Annotated in this window: 19 protein-coding genes (1 of these 19 cut by a window edge); 3 read left to right on the top strand and 16 right to left on the bottom strand. The window is 62.2% G+C overall.

Going from position 1 to position 23,907, the window contains the following annotated elements:
* Positions 1-4: 4 nt before the first annotated feature.
* The 8 genes from PspS04_RS00700 to PspS04_RS00665 all read right to left on the bottom strand — a co-directional run bounded on the left by PspS04_RS00700 (position 5) and on the right by PspS04_RS00665 (position 6,801).
* Entirely contained in the window at positions 5-640 is a 636-nt protein-coding gene (locus PspS04_RS00700; RefSeq protein WP_159993054.1) for an NADH:ubiquinone oxidoreductase subunit N, read from the bottom strand.
* A gap of 83 nt (positions 641-723) precedes the next feature.
* Positions 724-2,172, bottom strand: a complete 1,449-nt coding sequence (locus tag PspS04_RS00695; protein WP_095170851.1) for an efflux transporter outer membrane subunit — start codon at positions 2,170-2,172, stop codon at positions 724-726.
* A complete protein-coding gene (locus tag PspS04_RS00690) occupies positions 2,169-3,059 on the bottom strand; it encodes an efflux RND transporter periplasmic adaptor subunit (RefSeq protein ID WP_095170849.1) in 891 nt (296 codons plus the stop codon). Before PspS04_RS00690 ends, PspS04_RS00695 begins: the two co-directional genes overlap by 4 nt.
* A complete protein-coding gene (locus PspS04_RS00685) occupies positions 3,056-3,265 on the bottom strand; it encodes a DUF1656 domain-containing protein (RefSeq protein WP_095170847.1) in 210 nt (69 codons plus the stop codon). The genes PspS04_RS00690 and PspS04_RS00685 overlap by 4 nt, the downstream gene beginning before the upstream one ends.
* Positions 3,262-5,343, bottom strand: coding sequence for an FUSC family protein (locus tag PspS04_RS00680; protein ID WP_159993052.1), 2,082 nt, complete (start codon positions 5,341-5,343; stop codon positions 3,262-3,264). Before PspS04_RS00680 ends, PspS04_RS00685 begins: the two co-directional genes overlap by 4 nt.
* Positions 5,340-5,768 (bottom strand): MarR family winged helix-turn-helix transcriptional regulator, encoded by a 429-nt coding sequence (locus tag PspS04_RS00675; protein ID WP_095170843.1) that lies wholly within the window; start codon positions 5,766-5,768, stop codon positions 5,340-5,342. The genes PspS04_RS00680 and PspS04_RS00675 overlap by 4 nt, the downstream gene beginning before the upstream one ends.
* Before the next feature lie 302 nt (positions 5,769-6,070).
* Positions 6,071-6,316, bottom strand: a complete 246-nt coding sequence (locus tag PspS04_RS00670; protein ID WP_159993050.1) for a DUF2789 domain-containing protein — start codon at positions 6,314-6,316, stop codon at positions 6,071-6,073.
* A 23-nt stretch (positions 6,317-6,339) separates the two neighbouring features.
* Positions 6,340-6,801: an aminoacyl-tRNA deacylase gene (locus tag PspS04_RS00665; protein WP_095170840.1), complete on the bottom strand. Its 462-nt coding sequence runs from the start codon at positions 6,799-6,801 to the stop codon at positions 6,340-6,342.
* A 180-nt stretch (positions 6,802-6,981) separates the two neighbouring features.
* Here PspS04_RS00665 and PspS04_RS00660 point away from each other — a divergent pair, with 180 nt between their 5' ends.
* Positions 6,982-7,554 (top strand): NfeD family protein, encoded by a 573-nt coding sequence (locus tag PspS04_RS00660; protein WP_095170839.1) that lies wholly within the window; start codon positions 6,982-6,984, stop codon positions 7,552-7,554.
* Between the two features lie 2 nt (positions 7,555-7,556).
* Positions 7,557-8,315, top strand: a complete 759-nt coding sequence (locus PspS04_RS00655; RefSeq protein ID WP_159993048.1) for a slipin family protein — start codon at positions 7,557-7,559, stop codon at positions 8,313-8,315.
* 17 nt (positions 8,316-8,332) lie between these two features.
* Here the strand turns inward: PspS04_RS00655 and PspS04_RS00650 are convergent, their stop codons facing one another.
* The 8 genes from PspS04_RS00650 to PspS04_RS00615 all read right to left on the bottom strand — a co-directional run bounded on the left by PspS04_RS00650 (position 8,333) and on the right by PspS04_RS00615 (position 19,355).
* Positions 8,333-9,808: an efflux transporter outer membrane subunit gene (locus PspS04_RS00650; protein WP_159993046.1), complete on the bottom strand. Its 1,476-nt coding sequence runs from the start codon at positions 9,806-9,808 to the stop codon at positions 8,333-8,335.
* Positions 9,805-10,875 (bottom strand): HlyD family secretion protein, encoded by a 1,071-nt coding sequence (locus PspS04_RS00645; protein ID WP_159993044.1) that lies wholly within the window; start codon positions 10,873-10,875, stop codon positions 9,805-9,807. The genes PspS04_RS00650 and PspS04_RS00645 overlap by 4 nt, the downstream gene beginning before the upstream one ends.
* Positions 10,876-10,901: 26 nt before the next feature.
* Entirely contained in the window at positions 10,902-12,440 is a 1,539-nt protein-coding gene (locus PspS04_RS00640) for an MFS transporter (RefSeq protein WP_159993042.1), read from the bottom strand.
* 129 nt (positions 12,441-12,569) lie between these two features.
* Positions 12,570-13,493 (bottom strand): LysR family transcriptional regulator, encoded by a 924-nt coding sequence (locus PspS04_RS00635; protein ID WP_159993040.1) that lies wholly within the window; start codon positions 13,491-13,493, stop codon positions 12,570-12,572.
* A gap of 55 nt (positions 13,494-13,548) precedes the next feature.
* Entirely contained in the window at positions 13,549-14,199 is a 651-nt protein-coding gene (locus tag PspS04_RS00630) for a TonB family protein (RefSeq protein ID WP_095170828.1), read from the bottom strand.
* 249 nt (positions 14,200-14,448) lie between these two features.
* Complete coding sequence (locus PspS04_RS00625) at positions 14,449-15,816, bottom strand: HlyD family type I secretion periplasmic adaptor subunit (protein WP_095170826.1); 1,368 nt, start codon at positions 15,814-15,816, stop codon at positions 14,449-14,451.
* Positions 15,806-17,962, bottom strand: a complete 2,157-nt coding sequence (locus PspS04_RS00620; protein ID WP_159993038.1) for a type I secretion system permease/ATPase — start codon at positions 17,960-17,962, stop codon at positions 15,806-15,808. Before PspS04_RS00620 ends, PspS04_RS00625 begins: the two co-directional genes overlap by 11 nt.
* Positions 17,963-18,002: 40 nt before the next feature.
* A complete protein-coding gene (locus tag PspS04_RS00615) occupies positions 18,003-19,355 on the bottom strand; it encodes a TolC family outer membrane protein (RefSeq protein ID WP_095170822.1) in 1,353 nt (450 codons plus the stop codon).
* Positions 19,356-19,711: 356 nt separating this feature from the next.
* Between PspS04_RS00615 and PspS04_RS00610 the strand changes: the two genes are divergently transcribed.
* Positions 19,712-23,907, top strand: the 5' end (the start) of a protein-coding gene (locus tag PspS04_RS00610; protein ID WP_159993036.1) for a retention module-containing protein. Its footprint extends 24,190 nt past the window's final position; only the first 4,196 of its 28,386 coding nucleotides appear in the window; its start codon is at positions 19,712-19,714; its stop codon lies off the right edge, out of view.

The raw sequence follows: 23,907 nt of genomic DNA, 5'->3' as shown, positions 1-23,907 counted from the left end.
TGCCTCAGGAATACTCCGTTTCCATCTCGTCGAGCTGATGATCAAAGCTTTTCAGGCGCGCGGTCCAGGTGTACACCAGCACCTCGAAGTCACGATTGATCACCGTGCCGTCGGGTGAATCGAAGCGTGGGTCGCAGACATCCAGCTGGTAGCGTTCGCGGGCCATGGCGGTGGCGACGTCAGCGAGTTCCCGGGCGTTGTTCAGCCAGTGCCAGCCTTCGCCGGTCACTTGCTGGTCGAGGGCCCGGCATTGCACCTTGAGCGCTTCGAGGCTTTTTTCCAGCGGGGTGCCGGTCAGTTCGCCCATGACTTCCTGGAAGGTGCGACCCGGCTGCCAGTAGCTGCCCCAGAAATACCGGTCGAACACCGTTTCGACCCGGCGCAGCGCCACCTTGGTGTCCCAGATCTGCACCAGGGTCTTGCCTTGTTCGAGTTGTTTTTTCTTGATCCGCTGGCCTTGCAGCGAGGCCCAGGCGACCACCGCGATCGACAGTACGCCGATCATCGCGCTGGCACTGTCGAGAAAGAGTAGGGCCTTGTCGAGCTGGTGAGCCAGCATGACGCCATAAAAATAGGTAGCAGACAGCAACACCAGTGCGGCGATCGCGCACCAGAAGCCGGGAGCATAAGGGTTTTTCATTATTGGAATCCCCATGACCTGTGCGAGCCTTGATTGGCGGATTCGCCCGCGCGGATCCGACATCTCAAAGCATAGCAACGGCCTCAGGGTTTCGTCGGTTTTGCCGCTTGCGTTCGTCCGCTTTCCCAGCCGCCGCCCAGGGCCAGGAACAGATCGATCTGGCTCATGGCAACCTGGGTGTTGGCCATGGACACTTGCGCCCGTACGTCGGTGTAGGTGCGGGTGGCCTGCAGGTCGGCGAGGAACGATGCCCGACCGGCCTGGAAGAAGCGGTGCGTCTGGTCTGCCGCCACTTGCGCCGACTGCTCGGCGTCGGCCAGCGCATCGCGGCGCTGCAACAGCGCAGCGTATTGAGTGAGGCCGGTCTGGGTTTCGCGAATGGCGTTGAGCACCACCCCGTCGAAGTGCGCCAGTGCGCCCTGGCTCACCGCCTCGGCCTCATGCACCCGCGCGCGGGCGCCGTTGGTCGGCACGCTCCAGGTCAGCAACGGGCCGAAGCCCCAGCGATTGGTCTGGGACTCGCCCAGGTGATCGAGGATGCCGACGGTGCCCACAGTCGCCCCGATGCTGATGTCCGGGTACAACTGACCGGTGGCCACGCCAATTTCCGCAGTCGCCGCCGCCAGCCGGCGCTCGGCCTGGCGCACGTCCGGCCGCCGTTTGAGCAGCGTGGCACCGTCGCCCACCGGCAACAGTTGGGCGATTCTGGGCAGCTCGTGGCAACTGGCAGTGCCGGCCGGTAACTGGTCGACCGGCTTGGCCAACAGCATCGACAGGCGGAACAACCCGGCCTGGCGCGCCGCTTCATAGCGCGGCATTTCCGCGCGCAGGGACTTGAATTGGGTCAACGAACGAGTGACCTGGGTTTCGTCACCGCGCCCGGCATCGCGCAGGCGCTGGATCAACTGGGTGCTCTGCCGTTGCAGGTCGAGAGAATGCTCGGCGATTTCGCGCTCTTCGTTGGCCGCGCACACCTGGGTGTAGGCACGCACCACATCGGCGACCACGGTGATGCGTGCGGTATCGGCCGCCGCCTGGGTGGCATCGGCATTGGCCTTGGCCGCTTCGATACCGCGCTGCAAGGTGCCGAACAGATCGAACTGATAGGACGTGGTCAGGGCCACGTCGCCGACGTTGGCCACCGGGACTTTTTCCGGCAGCAAGAAAGCTTCCCCGGATTCCTGCAAGCGTTGGGCGCCAAGCTTGACCCCACCACTCCAGCCACCGGCCGATTCGGCCTGCTCGACTTGCGTGCGAGCGCGGGACAGGTTGGCCGCCGCCACTCGCAAATCGGTGTTGGAGGCCATGGCCTGTTGCACCAATTGATCCAGGCGCGGGTCCTGGTACAGGCGCCACCAATCCGCCGGCACTGGTGCCGAGACCACGTTGTGCGCGTCGATTGGCAGCTCGCCCTGCAAGTCCGCACGCTGCACCGCCGCGTCCTTGGGCACCTGGTAATCCGGGCCGACCACCTGGCAGGCCGACAGCAGCAGGCCCAGGCCCACCGTGACTAATCCGCCAGCGGTCTTCATTGGGCTGGCTCCTGGGCGGGCTGGTCGGCGATGATCGACACAGTGGCGGTACGCCCGGCGATCATGCGGAAGTCCTGCGGTACCTCGTCAAAGGCAATGCGCACGGGAATCCGCTGGGCCAGCCGCACCCAACTGAACGCCGGGTTGACGTTGGGCAGCAGGTTGGCGCCGCTGCTGCGGTCGCGGTCTTCGATCCCGGCGACGATGCTTTCGACGTGCCCACGCAGGCGCGCGTTGTCACCGATCACCCGGATGTCGACGCGCTGGCCAACATGAATGCCACCTAGCTTGGTCTCTTCAAAATAACCGTCGATGTGGAACGAGTTGCTGTCGACCACCGACAACACCGGGCGCCCGGCAGTCACGAACTCCTGCACCCGGGGCGCGCGGTCGTTGACGTAGCCGTCGACAGGGCTGCGGATCACCGAGCGGTCGAGGTTGAGCTGGGCGCTGTCCACCGCGACCTGGGCCTCCATCAGCGCCACCTCGGCACGGGCCACGCGCGACTGGCTTTCTTCCAGTTGCTCACCCGGCACCAGGTTGCCCAGGCCGCGGTTGCGCTTGGCTTCGCGCTGGGCCTGGGCCAGGGTTTCCTGACGGTCGGCAACAGCCGCCTTGGCCTGGCGCAGCGCCAGCTTGAAGCGGTCCGGGTCAATGGCGAACAACACCTGGCCACGCTTGACTGGCTGGTTGTCGCGCACCTCCACTTGCTGGATCAACCCGGAAACGTCCGGGGCGATCTGCACGATGTCGGCGCGAATGTGTCCGTCACGGGTCCACGGGGCGAACATGTAGTACGCCACCATGCGCCACACCACGAACACGGCCAGCGTCACGATCAGCAGGGTCAACACCACACGGCCAAGGGTCAAAAAAGGTTTTTTCATGTCATCAGGTATCGACTGATTGAGTCCACGGCGCCGAGCAGCAAGGCGTACAGACCCACGTTGAACAACGCCCGGTGCCAGACCAGGCGATAAAAGTGCAAGCGCGTCAGCACCCCGTGCACCAGCAGGTACAACACATAGGTAATGCCCATCAGCACCAGCAGGGTGGGCAGGAACACCCCGCTGACGTCCAGGTCACCGATCATAGAGGCGCTCCATCAATGCCATGGGGTAGCGGTTCTTCCAGCTCGCCCGTGCCGAGGAATTCCACGCCCGGCAACAGCGCCAGGCGCAGGCCACTGAGGGCGTGCAACAGGTTCAGGCGGGTGTCATCGTCGCCTTGCAGGCCCTGGCCATTGAGCGCACGCCGGGCGCGGTCCATGGTCATCTGCAACGAGGCCGGGGCCGGCAGGCGTTCGCCGGCCTTCAGGCACGCCTTGAAGTATTCGCCGACCTCGGCCACCACCTGGCGCAACAGCACATTGGGCACCCCAAGCACCCGTGGCGCGTAGGCCAGGATGTCCAGCAGGTTGAGCCCGACCCGCACTTCGCGCAGGGCGATGCCGGTGTCCTGGCCCGTCATGGCCAGGCGTGGCAGGTGCTGCATCAAGCGGTCGAGCATTTGCACCCCCAGTTTGCGGCTTTCGGCCAGGTTGGCCGGCTCCGTCATGCCGACGATGTCGTGCCAACTGAAGCGGGTCAGGCGCTTGGCCGCCAACTCCGAACCAAATGGCCGCGCCACCAGGGTCCAGACAAAGGCAAACAACAAGCCGATGGGACCGGCCAGGTTGGAGTTGACGAAGCTCAGGAAGTCCGCGTCGTAGACGCCTTGCAGGCTGATGAACGACGAGGTGTTGACGATGGTCAGCAGCATGCCCAGGTAAAACGCCGGCTGCACCGTCAGGGTGCCGACGACGATGTAGGGCACGGCGAACGCCAGCACCAGCATCGGGAAGTCATGCAGGTTGGGCAGGATCAGGAACAGGTAAAGGCTGGCGAATACCACTGACAATGCGGTCCAGAAGAAGAACCGGTAGATCTGTGGCGCCGGGTCGTCCATCGCCGCAAAGAAACTGCACGCCACCGCCGCCAGGATCACCGCGCTGCCGCCGTCGGGCCAGCCCAGCGCAATCCACAGCAGCGAGGCGACAATGATCGCCAGCACGGTGGAGGTCGCCGAGTACAGCATCAATCCCCGGTCGAGAAAGGGCGTCAGGCGTCCGAGACGCCAGTGCCGGTACACCGCCCGCCAGTTGTCCTGGTTATCGGTGTGAATCGCGTATTGCAGGCTGCGCAGGTCCTGCCACAGGTCGATCCACTCGCCCAGGCGGTACAGCGCGTTGGAAAACAGCAGTTGCTTGCGATCATCCAGGGCTTGCGCGCTGGGTTGCAGGGCCTGGAGTTGCGCGCGCAGGGCCTCCCAGCGCGCGACCGAGGCATCGCTGTACTCGAGCCATTGCAGGGATGAACTGAGGATCGGCGCAAACTTGTCGACCAACTCCGGGGTACGTCGCTGCAAGGCGTAGAGCGCATCGTCCAGGGCATCGATCACCGGCAGCAGGTGGATCATCCGCCCGCGCAGTTCCTTGATGTTGCGCACGGTTTGCGGCCGGGCACCTTCGTGGGGCAGTTGGCCGATCATCAGCTCCAGGGAGTTGAAGGTGGCAACCATCGAAGCCTGCAGCGCGCTGATTTCCCCAGGCTCGACCTCACGACTGAGGAAGCGCTGGCTATAGGTCACGGCGCTACCGAACCACTTGCTCACCGCGTCATCGAACACCGGGGCCAGGCGCCGGGGCCAGAACAGACTGCCCACCACCGCCGCGCAGACAATCCCGAGAAAGATCTCCTCAGTGCGCGCCTCTGCCACATCCCACACCGCCAACGGGTTATCCACCACCGGCAGGGCGATCAGCGGCAAGGTGTAACCGGCAAGCATCAGCGCGTAGCTGTTAGCGGTGCGCAGGTGCATGGAGAGGAACAACAGGGTGCCGGTCCACAACGCAATCACCACCACCAGCACATAGGGGCTCTGCACGAACATCGGCACGAACAGCAAGGCCGCCGCCGCACCGGTAAAGGTGCCGATGGCGCGGTACAGGGCCTTGGAACTGGTAGGCCCGACGAACGGGCTGGAAACGATGTAGACCGTGGCCATCGCCCAGTACGGCCGTGGCATCTGCATGAGCATGGCGATGTACAGCGCAATCATCGACGCCGAGAAAGTCCGTACCCCGTAGAACCAGTCGCGAGCCGGCGGCATCCCAGAAAAAAATCCGCTCAAGATGGGCTCACCGCTGCCTGCTCGGCGGTCTCGAACGCGCGAATCACCCGCAGCGCCGCTTCCAGGTCCGCCGCATCGATCCCTTCAAGCACCTCGCGGCGCAGGCGCACCAACTCCACCTCCACCGCTTGCACCAGCTCGCGACCGGAGTCGGTCAGGCTCAGGCATTTGGCGCGCCGGTCGTGGGTATCTTCGGTGCGGCAGACATACCCGGCATGGCATAACTGGTCGAGCAGGCGCACCAGCGAAGGACTCTCCATCCCCGCGGCCTGGGCCACGGTCACCTGGCGCACACCCTCACCCAGGCGCCCGATCATCAATAACGGGACAGCACAGGCTTCGGAGATACCAAAGTTGACCAGCGTGGTCTGGCAGATTTTTCGCCAATGCCGCGCGGCCACCACCATGGCACTGCTGATGTTCATTTGAAGGGCGTCGAGGGTCTGGGGCACAGGAGAATTCGCACACTGTTAGTTTGCTAACTATCAATATCGCACTGGAAGGGAAATCCAGTCAAGTTTTGAAACAATTTGCTGATCGGCAGCCAATTCACTCGTCCGCGCTCACCTTCACCCTCGCATTCGCCTGTAGCCGCTGCCGAGCTCCGCGAGGCTGCGTCCAAGGACAACGTCCTCGTTCGGTTCATGGGTAGATAAACTCTAGTCGACTTCTGCGACTGCTTCGCAGTCGAACGCAGCCTCGCGGAGCTCGGCAGCTGCTACGGGGGTTATATCCCGCGGCCTTTGCGCAACAGCACGTTCAACTGGTCGACCACTTCTGCCCAGTCGGCGTCCTCGCGGATTTCTTCGCGCAGGAACTGCGCCTGGCTTTTAGTCCAGAAAAACGCGTCGGCCAGGTGCAGTTCCGGTTTGAGCGGCGAATGAGTGGCGATGAATTTATCGATGCTCTCGGCGTCATGCTCCAGGCCAAGTTGCTTGAACAGGTTGGGCAGGCTGTGGGTCGGTGCTTCCATGGGGACTCTCCTGGTGAAGGGGGTTAATGGCTCAGTTCGCAGATTTGTGCATGGGGCACCATTTTCAGGTACTGCACCATGCTCATGTGCAGCAGGTTGTTGTGGTTGCCGGCTTCAACGTAGATCTCTTTCTGACGAGTCAACAAGGGGTCGATGACCATGTCCAGGCCATAGGATTCGCCCAGGGCCGGCACAGCGCCGCGTTCACAGTCATTGAACAGGTGGGCCAGGGTGCTTTCGCGGGTGACCTGCCATTCGCCACTGCCGCGCACTTTGCTCAGGTCCAGGTGCCGGCTGGCCGGCAATACCGCCATCAAATAGTGCCCGTGATGGTCGTCGAGGATCACTGACTTGGCCACGCGCTCGGCCGGAATACCCGAGACGCGGGCGGTTTCCAGGCTGCTGGCCGAATGTGGGTGAGCCACCACGTCAAATTCACAGTGCGCCTCTTCCAGGCTGCGCTGTACGGTTCTTGCCATACGCATGATGCACCTCGGTGTCCGCAGCCCAGGCTGGCGGACCATGGTTAAACCTTCTGTTGTCACTTCAAAGTCTAGGCCGGCTGTTCAGCGGCGAAGGAAAATCTGCCCACTGGAGCAGTCGACCTGCACTGATCAAATTTCGTTCAACCCCAGGCTCAACTAGACTGTAGACAGGGCCTGCGTATGGCTCGCAGACGGACGACTCTCCCGGAGGGTCAAGTGAACATCGGTGGCTGGTGTGCGGTTGTGGTGTTGTCGGGTGTGAGCGCTTCAGTGTTCGCGGCGGACACGGTCATGCTGCTGGTGACCAACCCGTTCGCGGTCTGGCTGATGATGTTCGGGATCGCCTTTCTGGTGGCCGAAGCCCTGTTGCCCAATTACGGCGTGATCGGCCTGGGCGGCATCCTGATGTTCGTGGTCGGCGCGGTGATGTTGGCCAACAACGACGTGCCGACGCCACTGATCATCGGCCTGGCACTGATCAGCGCCCTGCTGTTGCTGGCCTTGCTGATCCACGCCCTGAAAACCCGTCCGCGGCACACGGTCAGCGGCGATACCGAACTATTTGGCAGCATCACCCAGGTGCTGGCCCTGCAGCCCGGCAGCGTCTACCACGGCTGGGTCCATCTGCAGGGCGAGCGCTGGCAGGTGCGCAGTACGACGCCGCTGCAACCGGGGCAATGGGTCCAGGTGGTGGCGCGCAAGGGGCTGATGCTGGAAGTGGCCGCGACTGACGCGGCGCCGCAGGGAGAATGACCATGGGCCTGCAACTGGGTTTTGCCGCGCTGCTGGTGCTGCTGATTGCATTGGCGGGGTCGACTTTTCGTATCCTGCGTGAGTACGAACGCGGGGTCGTGTTCCAGCTCGGACGCTTCTGGCAAGTCAAGGGGCCGGGGCTGATCCTGCTGATTCCGGTGGTCCAGCAAATGGTCCGCGTGGACCTGCGCACCGTGGTGCTCGATGTGCCAGCGCAAGATGTGATCACCCGTGACAACGTCTCGGTGAAGGTCAACGCGGTCCTGTACTTTCGTGTACTCGACCCACAGAAAGCCATCATTCAAGTCGAAGACTTCCTCATGGCCACCAGCCAACTGGCCCAGACCACCCTGCGCGCGGTGCTCGGCAAACATGAACTGGACGAGTTGCTGGCCGAGCGCGAGCGCCTGAACGTCGACATCCAGCAGGTGCTGGACGCGCAAACCGATGCCTGGGGCATCAAAGTGGCCAATGTCGAGATCAAGCACGTCGACCTCAACGAATCGATGATCCGCGCCATCGCCAAGCAGGCCGAAGCCGAGCGGGAACGCCGGGCCAAGGTGATCCACGCCGAAGGTGAACTGCAAGCCTCGGAAAAACTCATGCAGGCCGCCGAAATGCTCGGCCGGCAGCCGGGCGCCATGCAATTGCGCTACATGCAGACCCTCAGTTCGATTGCCGGGGACAAGAGTTCGACCATTGTCTTCCCGCTACCGATCGAGTTGCTCAAAGGCATGGCGGACTTGTCCTCCAGGGGCTGAGGGCAACCGGCCTTGACTCAGCCATGCCCCTGGCCGGCAGCCTCGACCTGCGCCAGCGGGTACACCGACTGCCAGCCGCCGCCCAGCGCCTTGTACAGCCCGACCATGGCCAGTGACACGCTGGTCGCGCTGTCCACCAGTTGTTCCTGGGTCGCCAGCAGCTCGCCCTGCACGGTCAAGACGTTGACGAAGTCCACCACCCCTTCGACGTACTGCTGTTGGGCGGTGCGCAGGGCGATCTGGTTTTGCCGCACCGCTTCGGCGAGGCTGTCGCGGCGCAGTTGGCTGGCGTTGTAGCGGGTCAACTGGTCGTCGATTTCATGCCAGGCGCGCAACACGGTTTGCTGGTAGGCCAGCGCCGCTTCCTGTTGTTGTGCCTCGCGCAACTCAAGCATGCCGCGCAGGCGACCGCCATCGAACAGCGGCACGCTGAATTGCGGCCCGAGACCAAACTGGCGTGAGCCCCAGGAACCGAAATCGCTCAATTGCATGGCCTGGGAGCCGAAGTTGCCGGACAGGGTGATACGTGGATAAAAATCGCCCTTGGCCACGCCGATGCTGGCCGTGGCAGCGTGCAGGCGGGCCTCGGCCTGGCGGATATCGGGGCGACGCTCGGCCAGTTGCGACGGCAAGCCGATCGCCACCTGACGCGGGGTCTGCGGCACCGGGCCGTCTTGCGCCAACTCGGCCTGCAGGGCTTGCGGCCGCTCGCCCAGCAACAGGCTCAAGGCGTTGATCAGTTGCGCCTGGCGCTGCTGCAACGCCGGCAGGCGTGCTTCGATGGCGGCCACCTGGGCAGCCGCTTCAGCGACGTCCAGGTCAGTGGCCACGCCGTCGGCCAGGCGCAGTTGCGACAACTTCAAGCTATGCCGGGCGACCTCGAGGTTTTGCTCGGTGACTGCACGGGTGCTCTGCACGCCACGCAACTGGATGTAGTCCTGGGCAATTTGCGCCAACACCGAGAGCAGCACGCCACGGCGATCGTTTTGCGCCACTTCCAGGGTGGCGTCGGCGGCTTCGGTCTGGCGCCGCACGCGGCCCCAGAAGTCCAGCTCCCAGGAGGCGGAGAAACCCGCCTCCCACAAACTGAACGCTGAGTTGCCATTGCGCCCGGACGGGTCGTTCAGCCCTTCGCCGCTGTTGCGTTTACGGGCGTAACCGCCCGTGGCAGCGGTGCTGGGGTACTGCTCGGCCGTGACCACCTGGCGCACCGCCAGGCTTTGTTGCAGGCGACTGCTGGCCAGTTGCAGGTCAAGGTTGTCGGTCAACGCGCGACGGCTGAGGGCGGACAGTTGCGGGTCAGCAAACACCTCCCACCAGCGCTCATCCATTTGCGTGCTCACCGCCTCGCTGGCCGCCGCCTTTTGCGCTTTCGACCACTGCTCGACCTGGGGTGCCTGCGGCCGGACAAAGTCCGGACCCAGGGTGCAGGCGCTCAATGACAGCAGGCCCAGGGCGAGCAACAGGAGTTTGTGGGGAATGCCAGGGCTCATCGCTGCGTCACCTCGCGCACGCTGCTCTGCGAGCTTGTGGTGTCAATGCTGGCTTCCACCGACATGCCGACACGCAACCGCTGGGCCAAAGGCTGGCCCGGGTCGAGGATGATTTTCACCGGAATACGCTGCACCACCTTGGTGAAGTTACCGGTGGCGTTGTCCGGCTTGACGGCGGCAAAGGTCACCCCGGTCGCCGGCGCAATGCTCTCGACCCGCCCGGTCAGGGCTTCGCCGCCCAGGCTGTCGACGTGCACCACGACGTCCTGCCCCGGCTCTACATCGGTCAATTGGGTTTCCTGGAAGTTGCCCAGCACATAGGCCTGCGCCAGCGGCACCACGGCGAGGATCTTGCTGCCCGGGGTGACGTAAGCGCCAACCCGCACTGCGCGCTCGCCGACCATGCCGTCCACGGGGGCGACGATGCGCGTATAGGACAACTGGAAGCTGGCCATTTCCAGGTCCGCCTGCGCCCGCTTGAGCCCGCCTTCGGCGGCGTCGCGCTGGGCCGTGAGGATCTCCACTTGCTTGCGTTCCGCCGCCAGCACCGCCGTGGCATTGGCCAACCGAGCGCCCGCCTGGTCGATCCGGGTGCGCGCCTGCTGGGCGTTCTGCACGGTGCCGGCGCCGACACCCGCCAAGTGGTTGTAGCGATTCAGTTCATGCTCGGCGAAGGCCTGCTCCGCCTTGGCGGCCACCACCGTGGCCTGGGCCTGGGCGATCACTGACGCCTGGCGCTCAAGGGTCGCCCGGGCGTTTTGCAGTTGCGCCCTGGCCACCAGCGTATCGGCATCGGCGGCTTGGGCGGCGGCGCGAAAGTCGCGGTCATCGATCAGCGCGAGCAATTGCCCGGCCTGGACCCGCTGGTTGTCTTCGACCAGCACCTCCTTGATGAATCCGGCCACGCGTGGCGCCACCAGGGTGAAGTCGGCACTGACAAACGCGTCATTGGTGCTCTGCTGCGGCTTCTTGCCGAATACCCCGGGGGCCAGCAGGTAGACCAATACGCCCACCGCCAACACCGCGGCGGTGGCGCCGGTGAGTTTTTGCTTGCTAGAGATCGTCATAAAAAACCTTCTGTTTCAGTCAACATTCAAGTTGGCGCGCGCGGCGGATACATCCGCGTCGGCAGCCAGAAAATCAGCAGGATCAGCGCCAGCGCGATCCCGGCCATGCACAGGTACAAGTCCGCAGAAGTCAGCACCACGGCTTGCTGGTGCAGGCGCCGCGCCAGGCTGGCGCTATCGCCACCGACCAGGGGTGAGTTGCCAAGGCGGTCCACCAGCATCGTCGAGTGAAAATGCAGGCGCACCGTGGTCAGGGTTTCCAGCAAGCCGGTAGCGAGCACCGCCGAGAGGCCTTTGACGGTGTTGAACCAGGCCGAGGCGAAGGGGCCTTCCATCGGGCTGATACTGCCGGTCGCGAGCATCAGCAACGGCAGCACCGACATCGGCTGGCCGAAGATCTGCAGCAATTGCAGCAGGTAGAAATCGTCGCGGATCCACACCGAGGTCAGCTGCGAACCACCGATGCAGGACAGCGCCAGCATGCCCAGGCCGATGCCCAGTACCCAGCGACAGTCGACCCAGCGCTGGTTGCACAGCGCCGCGACCAAGGGCAGCGCGATCAGTTGCGGGGCGGCCATCAACAGCATCACCGGGGCGGTCTGGATCGGCCGGTAACCCTGGACCTGCGCCAGGTAGCTGGAGGGGATGATGATCACCGCCAGCAGCACCACCAACACCCCGGCCAGGGTCAGCAAGGAAAAGCTCAGGTTGCGGATGCCGAGCATCTGCAACTTGAAAAACGGCACCGGCTGCGACCATTCGTTGAACAGGAACAGCACCAGCAACACCACGCCCGCACCCAACAACCAGCAGATCAAGCTCGACTCGAACCAGTCCAGGCGATTGCCTTGCAGGATGCCGATCACCAGCATGCAGATGGCCGGAAACCCCAGCAGCAGGCCACGCCAGTTGAACTGCCTGAAGCGCTCCAGGCGCAGCGGGTCCTGCGGCAAACCGTAGGCCACCGCTGCCATCGCCAGCAGGCTCGGCACGATGATCTGCCAGAAGGTCCAGTGCCAACTCACATACTCAGTCCACAGGCCCGCCAACGGCGTGCCTAGGCCAGGGCCGAAGGTGGCCGTCAGGGCATAACCGGCCAGGCCGTAGAGTTTGATGTTGGCCGGCAGGAACCGCAGGGCGACGGTCATCAACATCGGCGGCAACGCGCCACCGGCCAGGCCTTGCACGGTGCGCAGCAGCAGCAGGCTTTCATAGGTGGGCGCGAACGGGATCAGTAACCCCAACAGGGTGAACAGGCCAATTGCACACAAGGTGAAACGACGCAGGGAAAAGGTCACCGAGCACCAGGGGGCGAACGCCATCGCGGCCACGGAGGTCGCGGCGTAGCAGGCGACGAGCCAGGTGCCCTCGTCGTAACCGATCGCCATGGCTCCGCGGATATCGGCCAGGGCGACCTTGGTCACCATTTCATTCAGGCCCGAGACCAGCACGGCCAGCAACACGCCAACCAGGCCGATGATGATGCGCGGCCCGAACGTCGGCGGCGCCACCACCTTGGGGGTGCTGGCCGCCTCGATCGGGGCAGGGACAGCGAGGGAAGTCATGGCAGGAACAGCTCCAGATATCAGAAATACCGGAGCAGTTTAGAAAGACCGACAGCTGACGAAAACTGACTTATTGACAGCTTATAAGTGCGTCGGACGCAGCAATGCCATGACCCCTATCACACACTCCTACCCGGGGGGCTGGGCCGCCTGCCAGGTCTCTGCGCAACTGGTCTTGACCATTTCGCGCAACCAGCGATGGGCCGGGTCCTTGTCGTAGCGCGGGTGCCAGGCCTGGGTCAGCATCAGCGTCGGCAGCGCGATCGGCAGGGTAAACGAGCGCAGGCGCAAGCCCAGGCGGGCGACACTGAGCAACGCTTCCTTGGGTACCGGCAGGATCAGGTCGGAATCGGGCAGCACGAACATCGCCGCGTGGAAGCTCGGTGCGATCAAGGCCACCCGCCGCTCCAGCCCCAGGGCATTGAGGGCGGTATCGATCGGCCCGCGGGCGATACCGCGCCGAGACATGCTGATGTGGGAAAAACTGGCGTAGCGCTCGGCGCTGATCTCACCCTTCAGCAGCGGATGACCTTCGCGCACCAGCCCGACAAAGTGCGTGGTGAACAGGTTCTGCGCTTTCACTTCCGGGGTGCGCGGGCGGGTGTTGCTGATCATCAGGTCGATCCGCCCCTCGCGCAGCGCCTCATCGTCGCCATCGCCTTCAGGCACAAAGCGCAACTCGCAATGGGGTGCCTGGCGATTCAGTGTATCGATCAAACGCCCACCGTAGACCCCGACGAAAAAGTCGTTGGCGCGCACGCTGAACCGCCGACGCAGGGTGCTGAGGTCCACCTCATCGGCCGAGCGGAACAGCAGTGCCGCCTGCTCGACCAGGTCCCGCACCTGCGCCCGCAACTCCAGGGCCTTGGGTGTCGGCACCAGGCCACGCCCCGCACGCACCAGGATCGGGTCGCCGAGCGCTTCACGAACCCGGGTCAGGGTCCGACTCATGGCCGCCGGGCTCAGGTTCATCCGTCGCGCGGCCCCCACCACGCTGCCTTCGTCGAGCAAGGCATCGAGGGCGACCAACAGGTTCATGTCCGGTAGCTGCATGCTAAGCACTCATGGCTGATCAGAATTGACTCAGACGCAATGCTAGCAGCCTTTGCTACCCGGGTATGCCAAAGACCTTTTGCAGCTCTTTGGGCAGCACACTGCTGTACATCCTTGCCGGCTGCGCCTCACAGCGACGAACGATGTCGGGCAAGGCATCGATCAACTGGTGATTGAGCGTCATGCCCTTTTGCGAATCGGGCTGGCTGGCGAAGACCGGGAGCAGCAGCGCCGCGCTGGTCTTGGCGAACGTCGGCGCGCTGCTCAAGGGCTGCTTGGGGTAGCTCTTGCGAAACAGCGCCAACTCCTCGTTCAGCGCGCTGCACGGCTGGAACAGCATGTTGTGCACGACTTCCTGCGCATTGAGGAACTGATTCGGCGCAGACGCGGGCGAGAAGATCATGGTGTTCTGCGCGTCGATCACCGCTGGCGCGTCCGCCGTGACCTCCCAGGGCTCGAACCGCCAATGCTCGGCCGCCGCTTTCGCCGCCACAGCAAACGCTTCATGGGTGGCACTGAGGACTTTAACGTCGGTGACGGAACCATCGTTATGAATGTTCAGGCTGATCCGCGCATCCCCCACCACATCGACCAGCTCCGCCGGATACCAGGGTTTGGGCATATAGGCCGTGTCTGTAGACGGAGGGAATGCCGCCAGCGCGTTGAACGAGCACAGCAGGGCTGCACCGAGCAGAAGTAGACGCATGGAAAGTCCTTTTAGAGGCGCCGAAACAGGGGCGACGATTGTCGCGCACCTCCCCGACAAAGGACAACCGTTCTCATCTTCATCCACGGTGATGGGGTGGGCGATCGAAAATCATTGTAGGAGCGAGCTTGCTCGCGATGGACACAAGGACGGCGCGGTGCACCAGGCTTAACGCGTCATCGTTGACGCCCATCGCGAGCAAGCCGCAAGCGGGCGCTCGCTCCTACAGGTCAAGCGCAAGCCTGGCGATCAACGCTCGTGCAACGCCTCCGCCCGGGCCTTGATGATCGGCTTGAGCAGGTAGCTGAGGATCGATTTCTTGCCGGTGATGATGTCCACCGAGGCCACCATGCCGGGGATGATCAGCAAGGGCTTTTCATCGGTTCCCAGGTGGCTGCGATCGGTGCGCAGGGTGATCATGTAGTAGGTGTTTTTCTTGTCTTCGTCGGTGATGGTGTCGGCACCGATCTGCTCCAGCTTGGCCTTGAGGCCACCGTAGATGGTGTAGTCATAGGCAGTGAACTTGACGATGGCTTCCTGGCCCGGATGCAGGAACGCGATGTCTTGCGGGCGAATCTTCGCCTCCACCAGCAGGGTGTCGTCCAGTGGGACGATTTCCACCATGTCGCTGCCGGGCTGAATCACCCCACCGATGGTGTTGACCAGCAGTTGCTTGACGATACCCCGCACCGGCGAGGTCACCAGGGTGCGGCTGACACGGTCTTCCAACGCCTTGCCGGTTGCCTGGGCCTTGTTCAGGTCGGTGCGCGCCTCGTTGAGCTGGGTGAGCGCCTCACTGCGGAATTTACCGCGGGTTTCGTCGATCTTGCGTTGTACTTCCTTGATCGCCGACTCGGCACGAGGGATCGCCAGGGTGGTGGCATCCAGTTGGCCGCGGGTTTCGACTTCCGCGCGCTTGAGTCGCAACACTTCCACCGGAGACACCGCGCCCTGCGCCACCAGCGGCTCGGACATGTTGATTTCCTGGCGCTGCAAGCCCAGGGCCTGGCGGTACTGCGCTTGTTTGGAGCTGAATTCACGCAGCTCTTGCTGACGCTGGATCAGTTGTTCCTGCAACCCGCCAATTTCATCGTGCAATTGCTGGCGACGGCTGATGTACAAAGATTCTTCGCTGGCGGCCTGCACTGGCACGGCTTTCATCACGTCATCCGGGAAGGCCAGCGGGCGGTCATCGACCTCGGCGCTCAAGCGCTCCACACGCAGCAGCATGGACAGGCGGTCGGCTTCGGTTTCGCCGACGTTGGACACAAACCGCGTGTCATCCAGGCGAATCAGTGGCGCGCCGGCCTCGACGATCTGCCCTTCGCGAACGAACAATTCGGCAACGATCCCGCCCTCGAGGTTCTGGATTTTCTGCAGCTTGGACGAGGGGATCGCCTTGCCGTCGCCACGGGTGACCTCATCGATCACCGCAAAATTGGCCCAGACCAGCATGAACACGAAGAAGCCGATGATGCCCCAGATGGTCAATCGCACCACGCGCGGGGCGTCTTCGATCAGCGCCTTCTTGACCTCTGGCAGCGGTTGCCCATCGAGTGAGTCGGAGCCTTTGAAATAACGACGGATCGAGTCGCGCATACCGGACTTAAGCAACACTGATCTGCCCCTTCTTCAACGCTTCCATGACCACGGCTTTTGGACCATCGGCGAGAATTTGCCCACGATCGATGACCAGCAACCGGTCGACCAGCGACAACAGTGAGGCTCGGTGCGTGACCAGCAACACGGTCTTGTTCTCGATAACGGCTTGCAGGCGTTGTTTCAAGCGTTCTTCACCGGTGTTGTCCATGGCGCTGGTCGGTTCGTCGAGCAGCATGATCGGCGGATTGAGCAGCAGCGCACGGGCCATGGCCACGTTCTGCCGCTGGCCGCCGGAAAGGTTTTGCCCACGCTCGCCGACTTGCAGCTCGTAACCCTGCGGGTGCAGGCGGGCAAATTCGTGCACGCCCGCCAGCTCGGCAGCCTGCAGGACCATTTCGTCTTCCACGTAGCGGGCACCGGAGACCAGGTTATCGCGCAGGGTCCCGGCCAGCAGCTGGATGTCCTGCGGCACGTAGCCAATGTTGTGGCGCAGCTCGCTGACGTCGATCTGGCGAATGTCCACACCGTCGACCAGCAAGGCACCGTCATCCGGCTGGTACAGGCCGACCAGCAGCTTGGCCAGGGAGCTTTTGCCCGAGCCGCTGCGGCCGATGATGCCGATCTTCTCGCCCGGCTTGATCACCAGGTTGATGTTTTTCAACGCCGGGTTCTGTTGCCCCGGGTAGGTGAAGTTCAATTGGCGGCACTCGATGCCGCCTTGCACCACGCGGCGGCTCAGCGGGCGCTCTTCGAAGTTGCGCTCTTGGGGCAGCTCCATCATGTGGTCGACCGAACCCATGGTGACCTTCGCCTGTTGATAGCGGGTCAGCAGGCCGGACAGCGAGGCCAGCGGGCTAAGTGCCCGGCCACTGAGCATGTAGCACGCGATCAGGCCGCCCATGCTCAGGTTGCCGGCGATGATCTGGTACACACCGAAGGCGATCATGATCACCCCGGCCAGTTGCTGGATCAGCAAGGTGATGTTGATCGACAACCCGGAGAGCATTTTTACCCGCAGTTCTAGCCGGCTGAGGGTGCCGATGGTCTGCTCCCACTGATACTGGCGCTCGCTCTCGGCGTTGTTGACCTTGACTGCGTCCAGGCCGGCGAGGGTTTCGATCAGGCTCGACTGGCGCTCTGCGCCCAGGGCCATGGTGCGTTCCATGGTCGCCTGCAACGGCTTCTGCAAGACATAGCCGATCAACAGGGCGATCGGGAAGGCCAGCATCGGAATCCACACCAGATGCCCACCCAGCAGGGCGATCACCAGGAAAATCAGGAGGGTGAACGGCAAGTCGATCAGGCTGGTGAGTGTCAACGAGGCGAGGAAGTCGCGCAGGCTCTGGAACTCATGGATGTTCTGCGCAAAGCTGCCGACCCGGGCGGGTCGGTATTTCATCGACATGCCGACGATCCGCTCGAACAGGGTGGCGGAGATGATCAGGTCGGTTTTCTTGCCAGCCAGGTCCAGGCACAGGCTGCGCAAACTCTTGAGGATCAGGTCGAACATATAGGCGCCGGTAATACCAACCACCAGCACCCACAGGGTCGCTTCAGCCTGGTTGGGCACCACGCGGTCGTAGACGTTCATCACGAACAGCGGCGCGGCCATGGCGATAATGTTGATCAGGAAACTGGCGGCGATGGCGTCGGCGTACAGCCAGCGCGAACGCTTGAGGGTGTCGCGGAACCAGGAACGCGCACGCGGGATCAGGGTGCCGTGGTTCACATCGAATTTATGCTGGGGCTGGGCGAAGAACGCCTGCCCGGTGTAATCGTCCGCGAGCATCTCGCGGCTGACCAGGACTTCGCCACCGTCGCTTTCGCTGAGCAGCAAGCGTGCCTGGTCGTCGCCCTGCCAGCCCAGGAGGACCGCACTGCGATCGTCCTTGAGCAGCAACAGCGCCGGCATGGCAATCGCGGGGATCTTGTCCAGCTTGCGTTGCAGCACCCGCCCTTGCAGGCCGGCACGCGCCGCTGCACGGGGCAGCAGATCGATACTCAGGCGCTGCTTGGGCAATGGCAACCCGGTGGTCAGCATTGCTGCGCTGGCGGGTTTCTGGTGCAGGGCGCATAGCGCCAATAATCCGTCGAGCAACGGATCATCGTGCATCGCGCGTGGATCATGACTGAGATGAACTCGACTGGCTTCTGATTCCACGCTCGGTACTCTTGGCTATCAATTGAACATTAAATAAAGCTCAATTCATGCCAGGTAGCTGGACTTTTGGCTTCACGTCGTTCTGCACGACGGAGGCCATCGGTGCGACCACTCCCTGGCTTTTGAGCAACTCGCCCATGGTCGCCTTGATTCGATACTGAGTAAATAACTGAATGTTCTTGATTTCCGCCAGGCGGCGGGAAGCGCTGAACAATTCGTTTTCACTGTCGAGCAAGTCGAGCAGGGTCCGCTCGCCAAGACTGAACTGCTGCTGGTAGGCACTGCGAACGCTGGTGCTGTAGTCGACATACTTCTGGGCGATCGGCACCTGGGCGTTGGCGTTGTTCAAGGCGTTCCAGGCCAGGCCCAGCTCCTCGTTCAGCACCCGCAGGGCATTGTTGCGGATATCCAGCGCCTGGTTGGACTGATAGGCCTTGGATTCCAGGTCAGCCTTGTTGCTGCCGCCGGCATACAAGTTGAAGCGCATGCGCAACATCGCCTGCCATTCATTGCTGTGACCGTTCATGCCATCCAGGTCGTTGTCGGCGGTGCGGCCCAGCTCGGCATCAAAACGCGGGTAGAACGCCGACTTGGCGGTGTCGTACTGCTTCTCGGCGGCAACGATGTCCGATTCTGCGGAACGCAGGATAGGGCTGTTGTCCAGCATCTGCTGGCGCGCCTCATTAAGGTTGGCCGGCAGCATGGCCATGAACGGCGCAGGACGCTCCAGTTGATCCGGCAGTTGGCCCACGGCGCTCAAGTAATTGGTCTGGGCATCGGCCAGGTTGGTCTGCTCGGTGATCAGGTTGTTGCGTGCCTGGGCCAGGCGCGCCTCTGCCTGGTCACGGTCGGCGGTACGGCCTACGCCGCGCTCGGTGCGCAACCTGATCTGATCGAAGATGCGTTCGTGATTACGCAGGTTGTCTTCGGCCAGTTGCACGAACTCGCGACGGGTCAGCACATCGAGGTAAACCTGGGCCACGGTCAACGCGGTGCGCTCGGAGGTCCCCAGCAAGGAATAGGCGCGAGAATTGACGGTGGCTTGTTGACGCCCGACTTCGCTGGACGTCGCAAAACCGTCAAAAACCATTTGTTGCAGGCGCAGACTCGACTCGCCACGGCTCAAGGTTTCCCAATCGTTCCTGCCAGTACCCGCGCGGGTGCTCGGACTGTCGGTACCTTCGCGACCATACCCGCCGAGCAAATCGACCTTGGGCAGGTACCCCCCTTCTGCTGCTCTGAGTTGATAATCAGCAGCCAGGCGATTGTTCACGCCGGCCTGGATTTCCGGGTGGACGTCCAGTGCCTGTTGCATGGCTTGAGGCAGGGTTTGAGCGTTTACAAAACTGGCGGCGAGGGCAAACGGTAGAGCCTTGAACAGGTGCGAAAGCATAAAAGGATTTCCCAGGACTTCATGTCTCAAATCACAGCAAAAAGGAGCTGCTGCGGCGGAAAATGGCAACCGAAATGGCCGTATGTCAGATAGCTCGAAACAGGAACTGGATCACACGCTGCAGGACAGGTCGCCGCGTAAATATCAATGTGACATTACCGGGGCAATTGTTTAGGATGCCCTGCAGAAGGTCAATAGTTTGGCATTAAGTTAATCGCGAAAAGTTATTGCCAAATTATTGACAGAAAAGCGCGTCATTTGTACGTCTATTATTTTTATGTACGTCCAGGCTGAATCGGCAAAATGCCCTTTCAGGTCTATGGAAGCCTACTGAACGGAACACCGGAGAGTCCTTAATGAGCAGTGTTGTTGCCATCGTCAAAAGCATTGTCGGTCAAGTTTTTGCGGTGTCCCCAGAGGGCATCCGCCGTATTTTGATTGAAGGCGATCGGCTGTTCGTAGGTGACCAACTGGACACCGGCCCGGCGGGCGCCGTGACCCTGGAACTGGCTGACGGTCGCATGCTGGACCTGGGCCGCGACAGCCAATGGAGCGGCAGTGCTCCGGACTCCAGTACCGACTTGGCACAAGCCACCGCGCAGGCCGCACCGTCGGTAGAAGAACTGCAGCAAGCCATCGTCGCGGGCGCCGACCCGACCACCGAACTGGAAGCCACCGCAGCCGGCCAAAGCGCCGCAGGTACCGGGGGCGCCGCCGGAGGTGGTCACAGTTTTGTGATGCTGGACGCCACCGCTGGCCGGGTTGACCCGACCATTGGTTTCCCGACAGCGGGCATCAATTCCGCCTTCACCGCCGTGGAAGACACCACCGGCGGCCAGGACAACCGCAGTAACGACAACCTGCTGCGCGGCTCGACCCTGAGCCTGAGCGCCACGCCGACCATCACCGAAGCGGGCGGCGTACTGGTCTACACCGCGAACGTGACCCAGGCGCCGCTGAGCGACCTGACCATCACCCTGTCCAATGGCGCGATCATTGTCATCCCTGCCGGTCAGGTCACTGGCAGCGTCAACGTTCCCCTGGCCCCGAACGACAGCGTCTACACCGACCCGTCGCAAATTACCGTCACCGTAACCGGCACCACCGGTGGCGGCGGCCTGGTACTGACCGTCGACCCGACACCTGCCGTCACCCAGATCACCGACACCATCGACACCACCACGGTCACACTGACCGCGGAGCCGACGATCACTGAAGGCGGCCAGATCACCTACACCGCCACCTTGACCAACCCGGCACAAACGCCGGTGACCGTGACCTTGAGCAACGGCTCGGTCATCACCATCGAAGCCGGTAAATCCACCGGCACCGTGGTGGTCGATACTCCAATCAATGACGTCTACAACAATGGCAGTACTGTCACTACCACCATTACTGGCGCTACCGGTGGCAACTTCGAGAACCTGGTGCCAAGCCCTACTCCGGCTGTCACCACCATTACCGATTCGCCTGACACTACCGGTCTGACCTTGACCGCTACTGGCGGTATTACCGAAGGCGGCCAGATCACTTACACCGCGACCCTGACCAATCCGGCGGGTACGCCGATGACTGTGACCTTGAGCAATGGCTCGGTCATCGTCATCGAAGCGGGTAAAACCAGCGGTACCGTGGTGGTCGATACTCCGGCCAATGACGTCTACAACAATGGCAGTACTGTCAGTACCACCATTACCGATACTACCGGCGGCAACTTCGAAAACCTGGTGCCAGACACCACTCCAGCCGTTACCACCATTACCGACTCGCCTGACACTACCGGCCTGACCTTGACCGCCACTGGCGGTATCACCGAAGGCGGGCAGATCACTTACACCGCGACCCTGACCAATCCGGCGGGCACGCCGATGACTGTGACCTTGAGCAATGGCTCGGTCATCGTTATCGAGGCGGGTAAAACCAGCGGTTCTGTAGTGGTCGATACCCCAGCGAACGATGTGTATGTCAACGGCAGCACCGTTAGCACGACGATCACGGCTACCACTGGCGGTAACTTCGAGAACCTGATGCCGGACACCACACCAGCTGTCACCACCATTACCGATTCGCCAGATGCCACCGGCCTGACCCTCACCGCCACCGGCGGTATTACCGAAGGCGGTCAGATCACTTACATTGCAACCCTGAGCAACCCGGCGGGCACGCCGATGACCGTGACCTTGAGCAATGGCTCGGTCATCGTCATCGAGGCGGGTAAAACCAGCGGTTCTGTAGTGGTCGATACCCCAGCGAACGATGTGTATGTCAACGGCAGCACCGTTAGCACGACGATCACAGGCACCACTGGCGGTAACTTTGAGAACTTGGTGCCAAGCACTACTCCGGCCGTTACCACCATCGCCGATAGCATCGACACCGTTACCGTCACCATCGAAAGCAATGGCGACGTGCTGGAAAACGCTGCACCTAAGTTCACCGTCAAGGTTGATCAAGTCCTCAAACAGGACCTGACCGTGACCCTGAGCAACGGCGACACCGTGGTCATCAAGGCTGGCACCAGCAGTGTTCCGTACGAGTTGGCGGCGCAAGGCGATGACGTCTACAAAGACGGTCAAGTTGTGGAAGTCGGTATCGACAATGCCACCGTCGACGGTAAGTCGTTCGAGAACCTGGTGCTGGGCGACAAAGCCCAAGTCACCATCGGCGACACCCTGTCTGAAGTGGTCGCCACTCTGTCTGTGGATAAAACCACCGTCACCGAAGGCGGTTCCGTCACCTACACCGTGACCCTGACTAACGCTGCTGGTTTGCCGATGAGCAACCACGGCCCGCTGGTATTCACTCTGTCCGACGGCACCAAAATCACCGTTCCTGCGAACGGGACTTCGGCCAGCGCGACCGTCACTGCCAAAGACGACATCTTCGCTGGCGGCCAGACTCCAATCGTCAACAAGCTGGTTTCGGTTACCGGCGCTGAGAACTTCGAGAAGCTGACACTGGGCGACACCACGCTGACCACTTCGGTCACTGACGAGCCAGGTACTGACGGCGACAAGATCACCGTCACCATCGAAAGCAACGGCGACGTGCTGGAAAACGCTGCACCTAAGTTCACCGTCAAGGTTGATCAAGTCCTCAAACAGGACCTGACCGTGACCCTGAGCAACGGTGACACCGTGGTCATCAAGGCCGGCACCAACAGCACGCCGTACGAACTGAAAGCCCAAGGCGACGATGTCTACAAAGACGGCGAAACCATCAAACTCGGCGTCACCGACGCTGCAGTCGACGGCAAATCCTTCGAAAACCTGGTACTGGGCGACAAAGCTCAGGTCACCATCGGCGACACCACTTCTGAAGTGGTCGCCACTCTGTCCGTGGATAAAACCACCGTCACCGAAGGCGGCTCCGTCACCTACACCGTGACCCTGACCAACGCCGCTGGCCTGCCGATGAGCAACCACGGCGAGTTGACCTTCAAACTCTCCGACGGCACCACCATCACCGTTCCGGCCAACAGCACCACCGGCACGGCTACCGTGGTCACCAGCAACGACATCTTCACCGGCGGTCAGCCAGCGCTGGTCAACAAGCTGGAAAGCGTTTCTGGCGCCGATCAGTTCGAGAAACTGACTCTGGGCAAAGACCAGTTCACCACCACCGTCACCGACCAACCGTCGGGCGAAGGCGACAAGATCACCGTCACCATCGAAAGCAACGGTGACGTCCTGGAAAACGCTGCACCGAAGTTCACCGTCAAGGTTGATCAAGTCCTCAAACAAGACTTGACCGTCACCCTGAGCAACGGCGACACCGTCGTCATCAAAGCCGGCACCAGCAGCGTGCCGTACGAACTGAAAGCCCAAGGCGATGACGTCTACAAAGACGGCGAAACCATCAAACTCGGCGTCACCGACGCTGCAGTCGACGGTAAATCCTTCGAAAACCTGGTACTGGGCGACAAAGCCCAGGTCACCATCGGCGACACCACTTCTGAAGTGGTTGCCACTCTGTCTGTGGATAAAACCACCGTCACCGAAGGCGGTTCCGTCACCTACACCGTGACCCTGACTAACGCTGCTGGTTTGCCGATGAGCAACCACGGCCCGCTGGTATTCACTCTGTCCGACGGCACCAAAATCACCGTTCCTGCGAACGGGACTTCGGCCAGCGCGACCGTCACTGCCAAAGACGACATCTTCGCTGGCGGCCAGACTCCAATCGTCAACAAGCTGGTTTCGGTTACCGGCGCTGAGAACTTCGAGAAGCTGACACTGGGCGATACCACGTTGACCACTTCGGTCACTGACGAGCCAGGTACTGACGGCGACAAGATCACCGTCACCATCGAAAGCAACGGCGACGTGCTGGAAAACGCTGCACCTAAGTTCACCGTCAAGGTTGATCAAGTCCTCAAACAGGACCTGACCGTGACCCTGAGCAACGGTGACACCGTGGTCATCAAGGCCGGCACCAACAGCACGCCGTACGAGCTGAAAGCCCAAGGCGACGATGTCTACAAAGACGGCGAAACCATCAAACTCGGCGTCACCGACGCTGCAGTCGACGGCAAATCCTTCGAAAACCTGGT

Source organism: Pseudomonas sp. S04, from assembly GCF_009834545.1.
In the GTDB taxonomy this organism is placed as follows: domain Bacteria; phylum Pseudomonadota; class Gammaproteobacteria; order Pseudomonadales; family Pseudomonadaceae; genus Aquipseudomonas.
This window is presented reverse-complemented; position numbering and strand designations above follow the sequence as displayed.

Coding starts and splice junctions, on each gene's coding strand:
- PspS04_RS00655 (WP_159993048.1), top strand. CDS start 7,557: ATGGGCCTGCAACTGGGTTTTGCCGCGCTGCTGGTGCTGCTGATTGCA.
- PspS04_RS00695 (WP_095170851.1), bottom strand. CDS start 2,172: ATGAAGACCGCTGGCGGATTAGTCACGGTGGGCCTGGGCCTGCTGCTG.
- PspS04_RS00630 (WP_095170828.1), bottom strand. CDS start 14,199: ATGCGTCTACTTCTGCTCGGTGCAGCCCTGCTGTGCTCGTTCAACGCG.
- PspS04_RS00640 (WP_159993042.1), bottom strand. CDS start 12,440: ATGACTTCCCTCGCTGTCCCTGCCCCGATCGAGGCGGCCAGCACCCCC.
- PspS04_RS00650 (WP_159993046.1), bottom strand. CDS start 9,808: ATGAGCCCTGGCATTCCCCACAAACTCCTGTTGCTCGCCCTGGGCCTG.
- PspS04_RS00665 (WP_095170840.1), bottom strand. CDS start 6,801: ATGCGTATGGCAAGAACCGTACAGCGCAGCCTGGAAGAGGCGCACTGT.
- PspS04_RS00670 (WP_159993050.1), bottom strand. CDS start 6,316: ATGGAAGCACCGACCCACAGCCTGCCCAACCTGTTCAAGCAACTTGGC.
- PspS04_RS00635 (WP_159993040.1), bottom strand. CDS start 13,493: ATGCAGCTACCGGACATGAACCTGTTGGTCGCCCTCGATGCCTTGCTC.
- PspS04_RS00690 (WP_095170849.1), bottom strand. CDS start 3,059: ATGAAAAAACCTTTTTTGACCCTTGGCCGTGTGGTGTTGACCCTGCTG.
- PspS04_RS00685 (WP_095170847.1), bottom strand. CDS start 3,265: ATGATCGGTGACCTGGACGTCAGCGGGGTGTTCCTGCCCACCCTGCTG.
- PspS04_RS00700 (WP_159993054.1), bottom strand. CDS start 640: ATGAAAAACCCTTATGCTCCCGGCTTCTGGTGCGCGATCGCCGCACTG.
- PspS04_RS00675 (WP_095170843.1), bottom strand. CDS start 5,768: ATGAACATCAGCAGTGCCATGGTGGTGGCCGCGCGGCATTGGCGAAAA.
- PspS04_RS00615 (WP_095170822.1), bottom strand. CDS start 19,355: ATGCTTTCGCACCTGTTCAAGGCTCTACCGTTTGCCCTCGCCGCCAGT.
- PspS04_RS00645 (WP_159993044.1), bottom strand. CDS start 10,875: ATGACGATCTCTAGCAAGCAAAAACTCACCGGCGCCACCGCCGCGGTG.
- PspS04_RS00660 (WP_095170839.1), top strand. CDS start 6,982: ATGGCTCGCAGACGGACGACTCTCCCGGAGGGTCAAGTGAACATCGGT.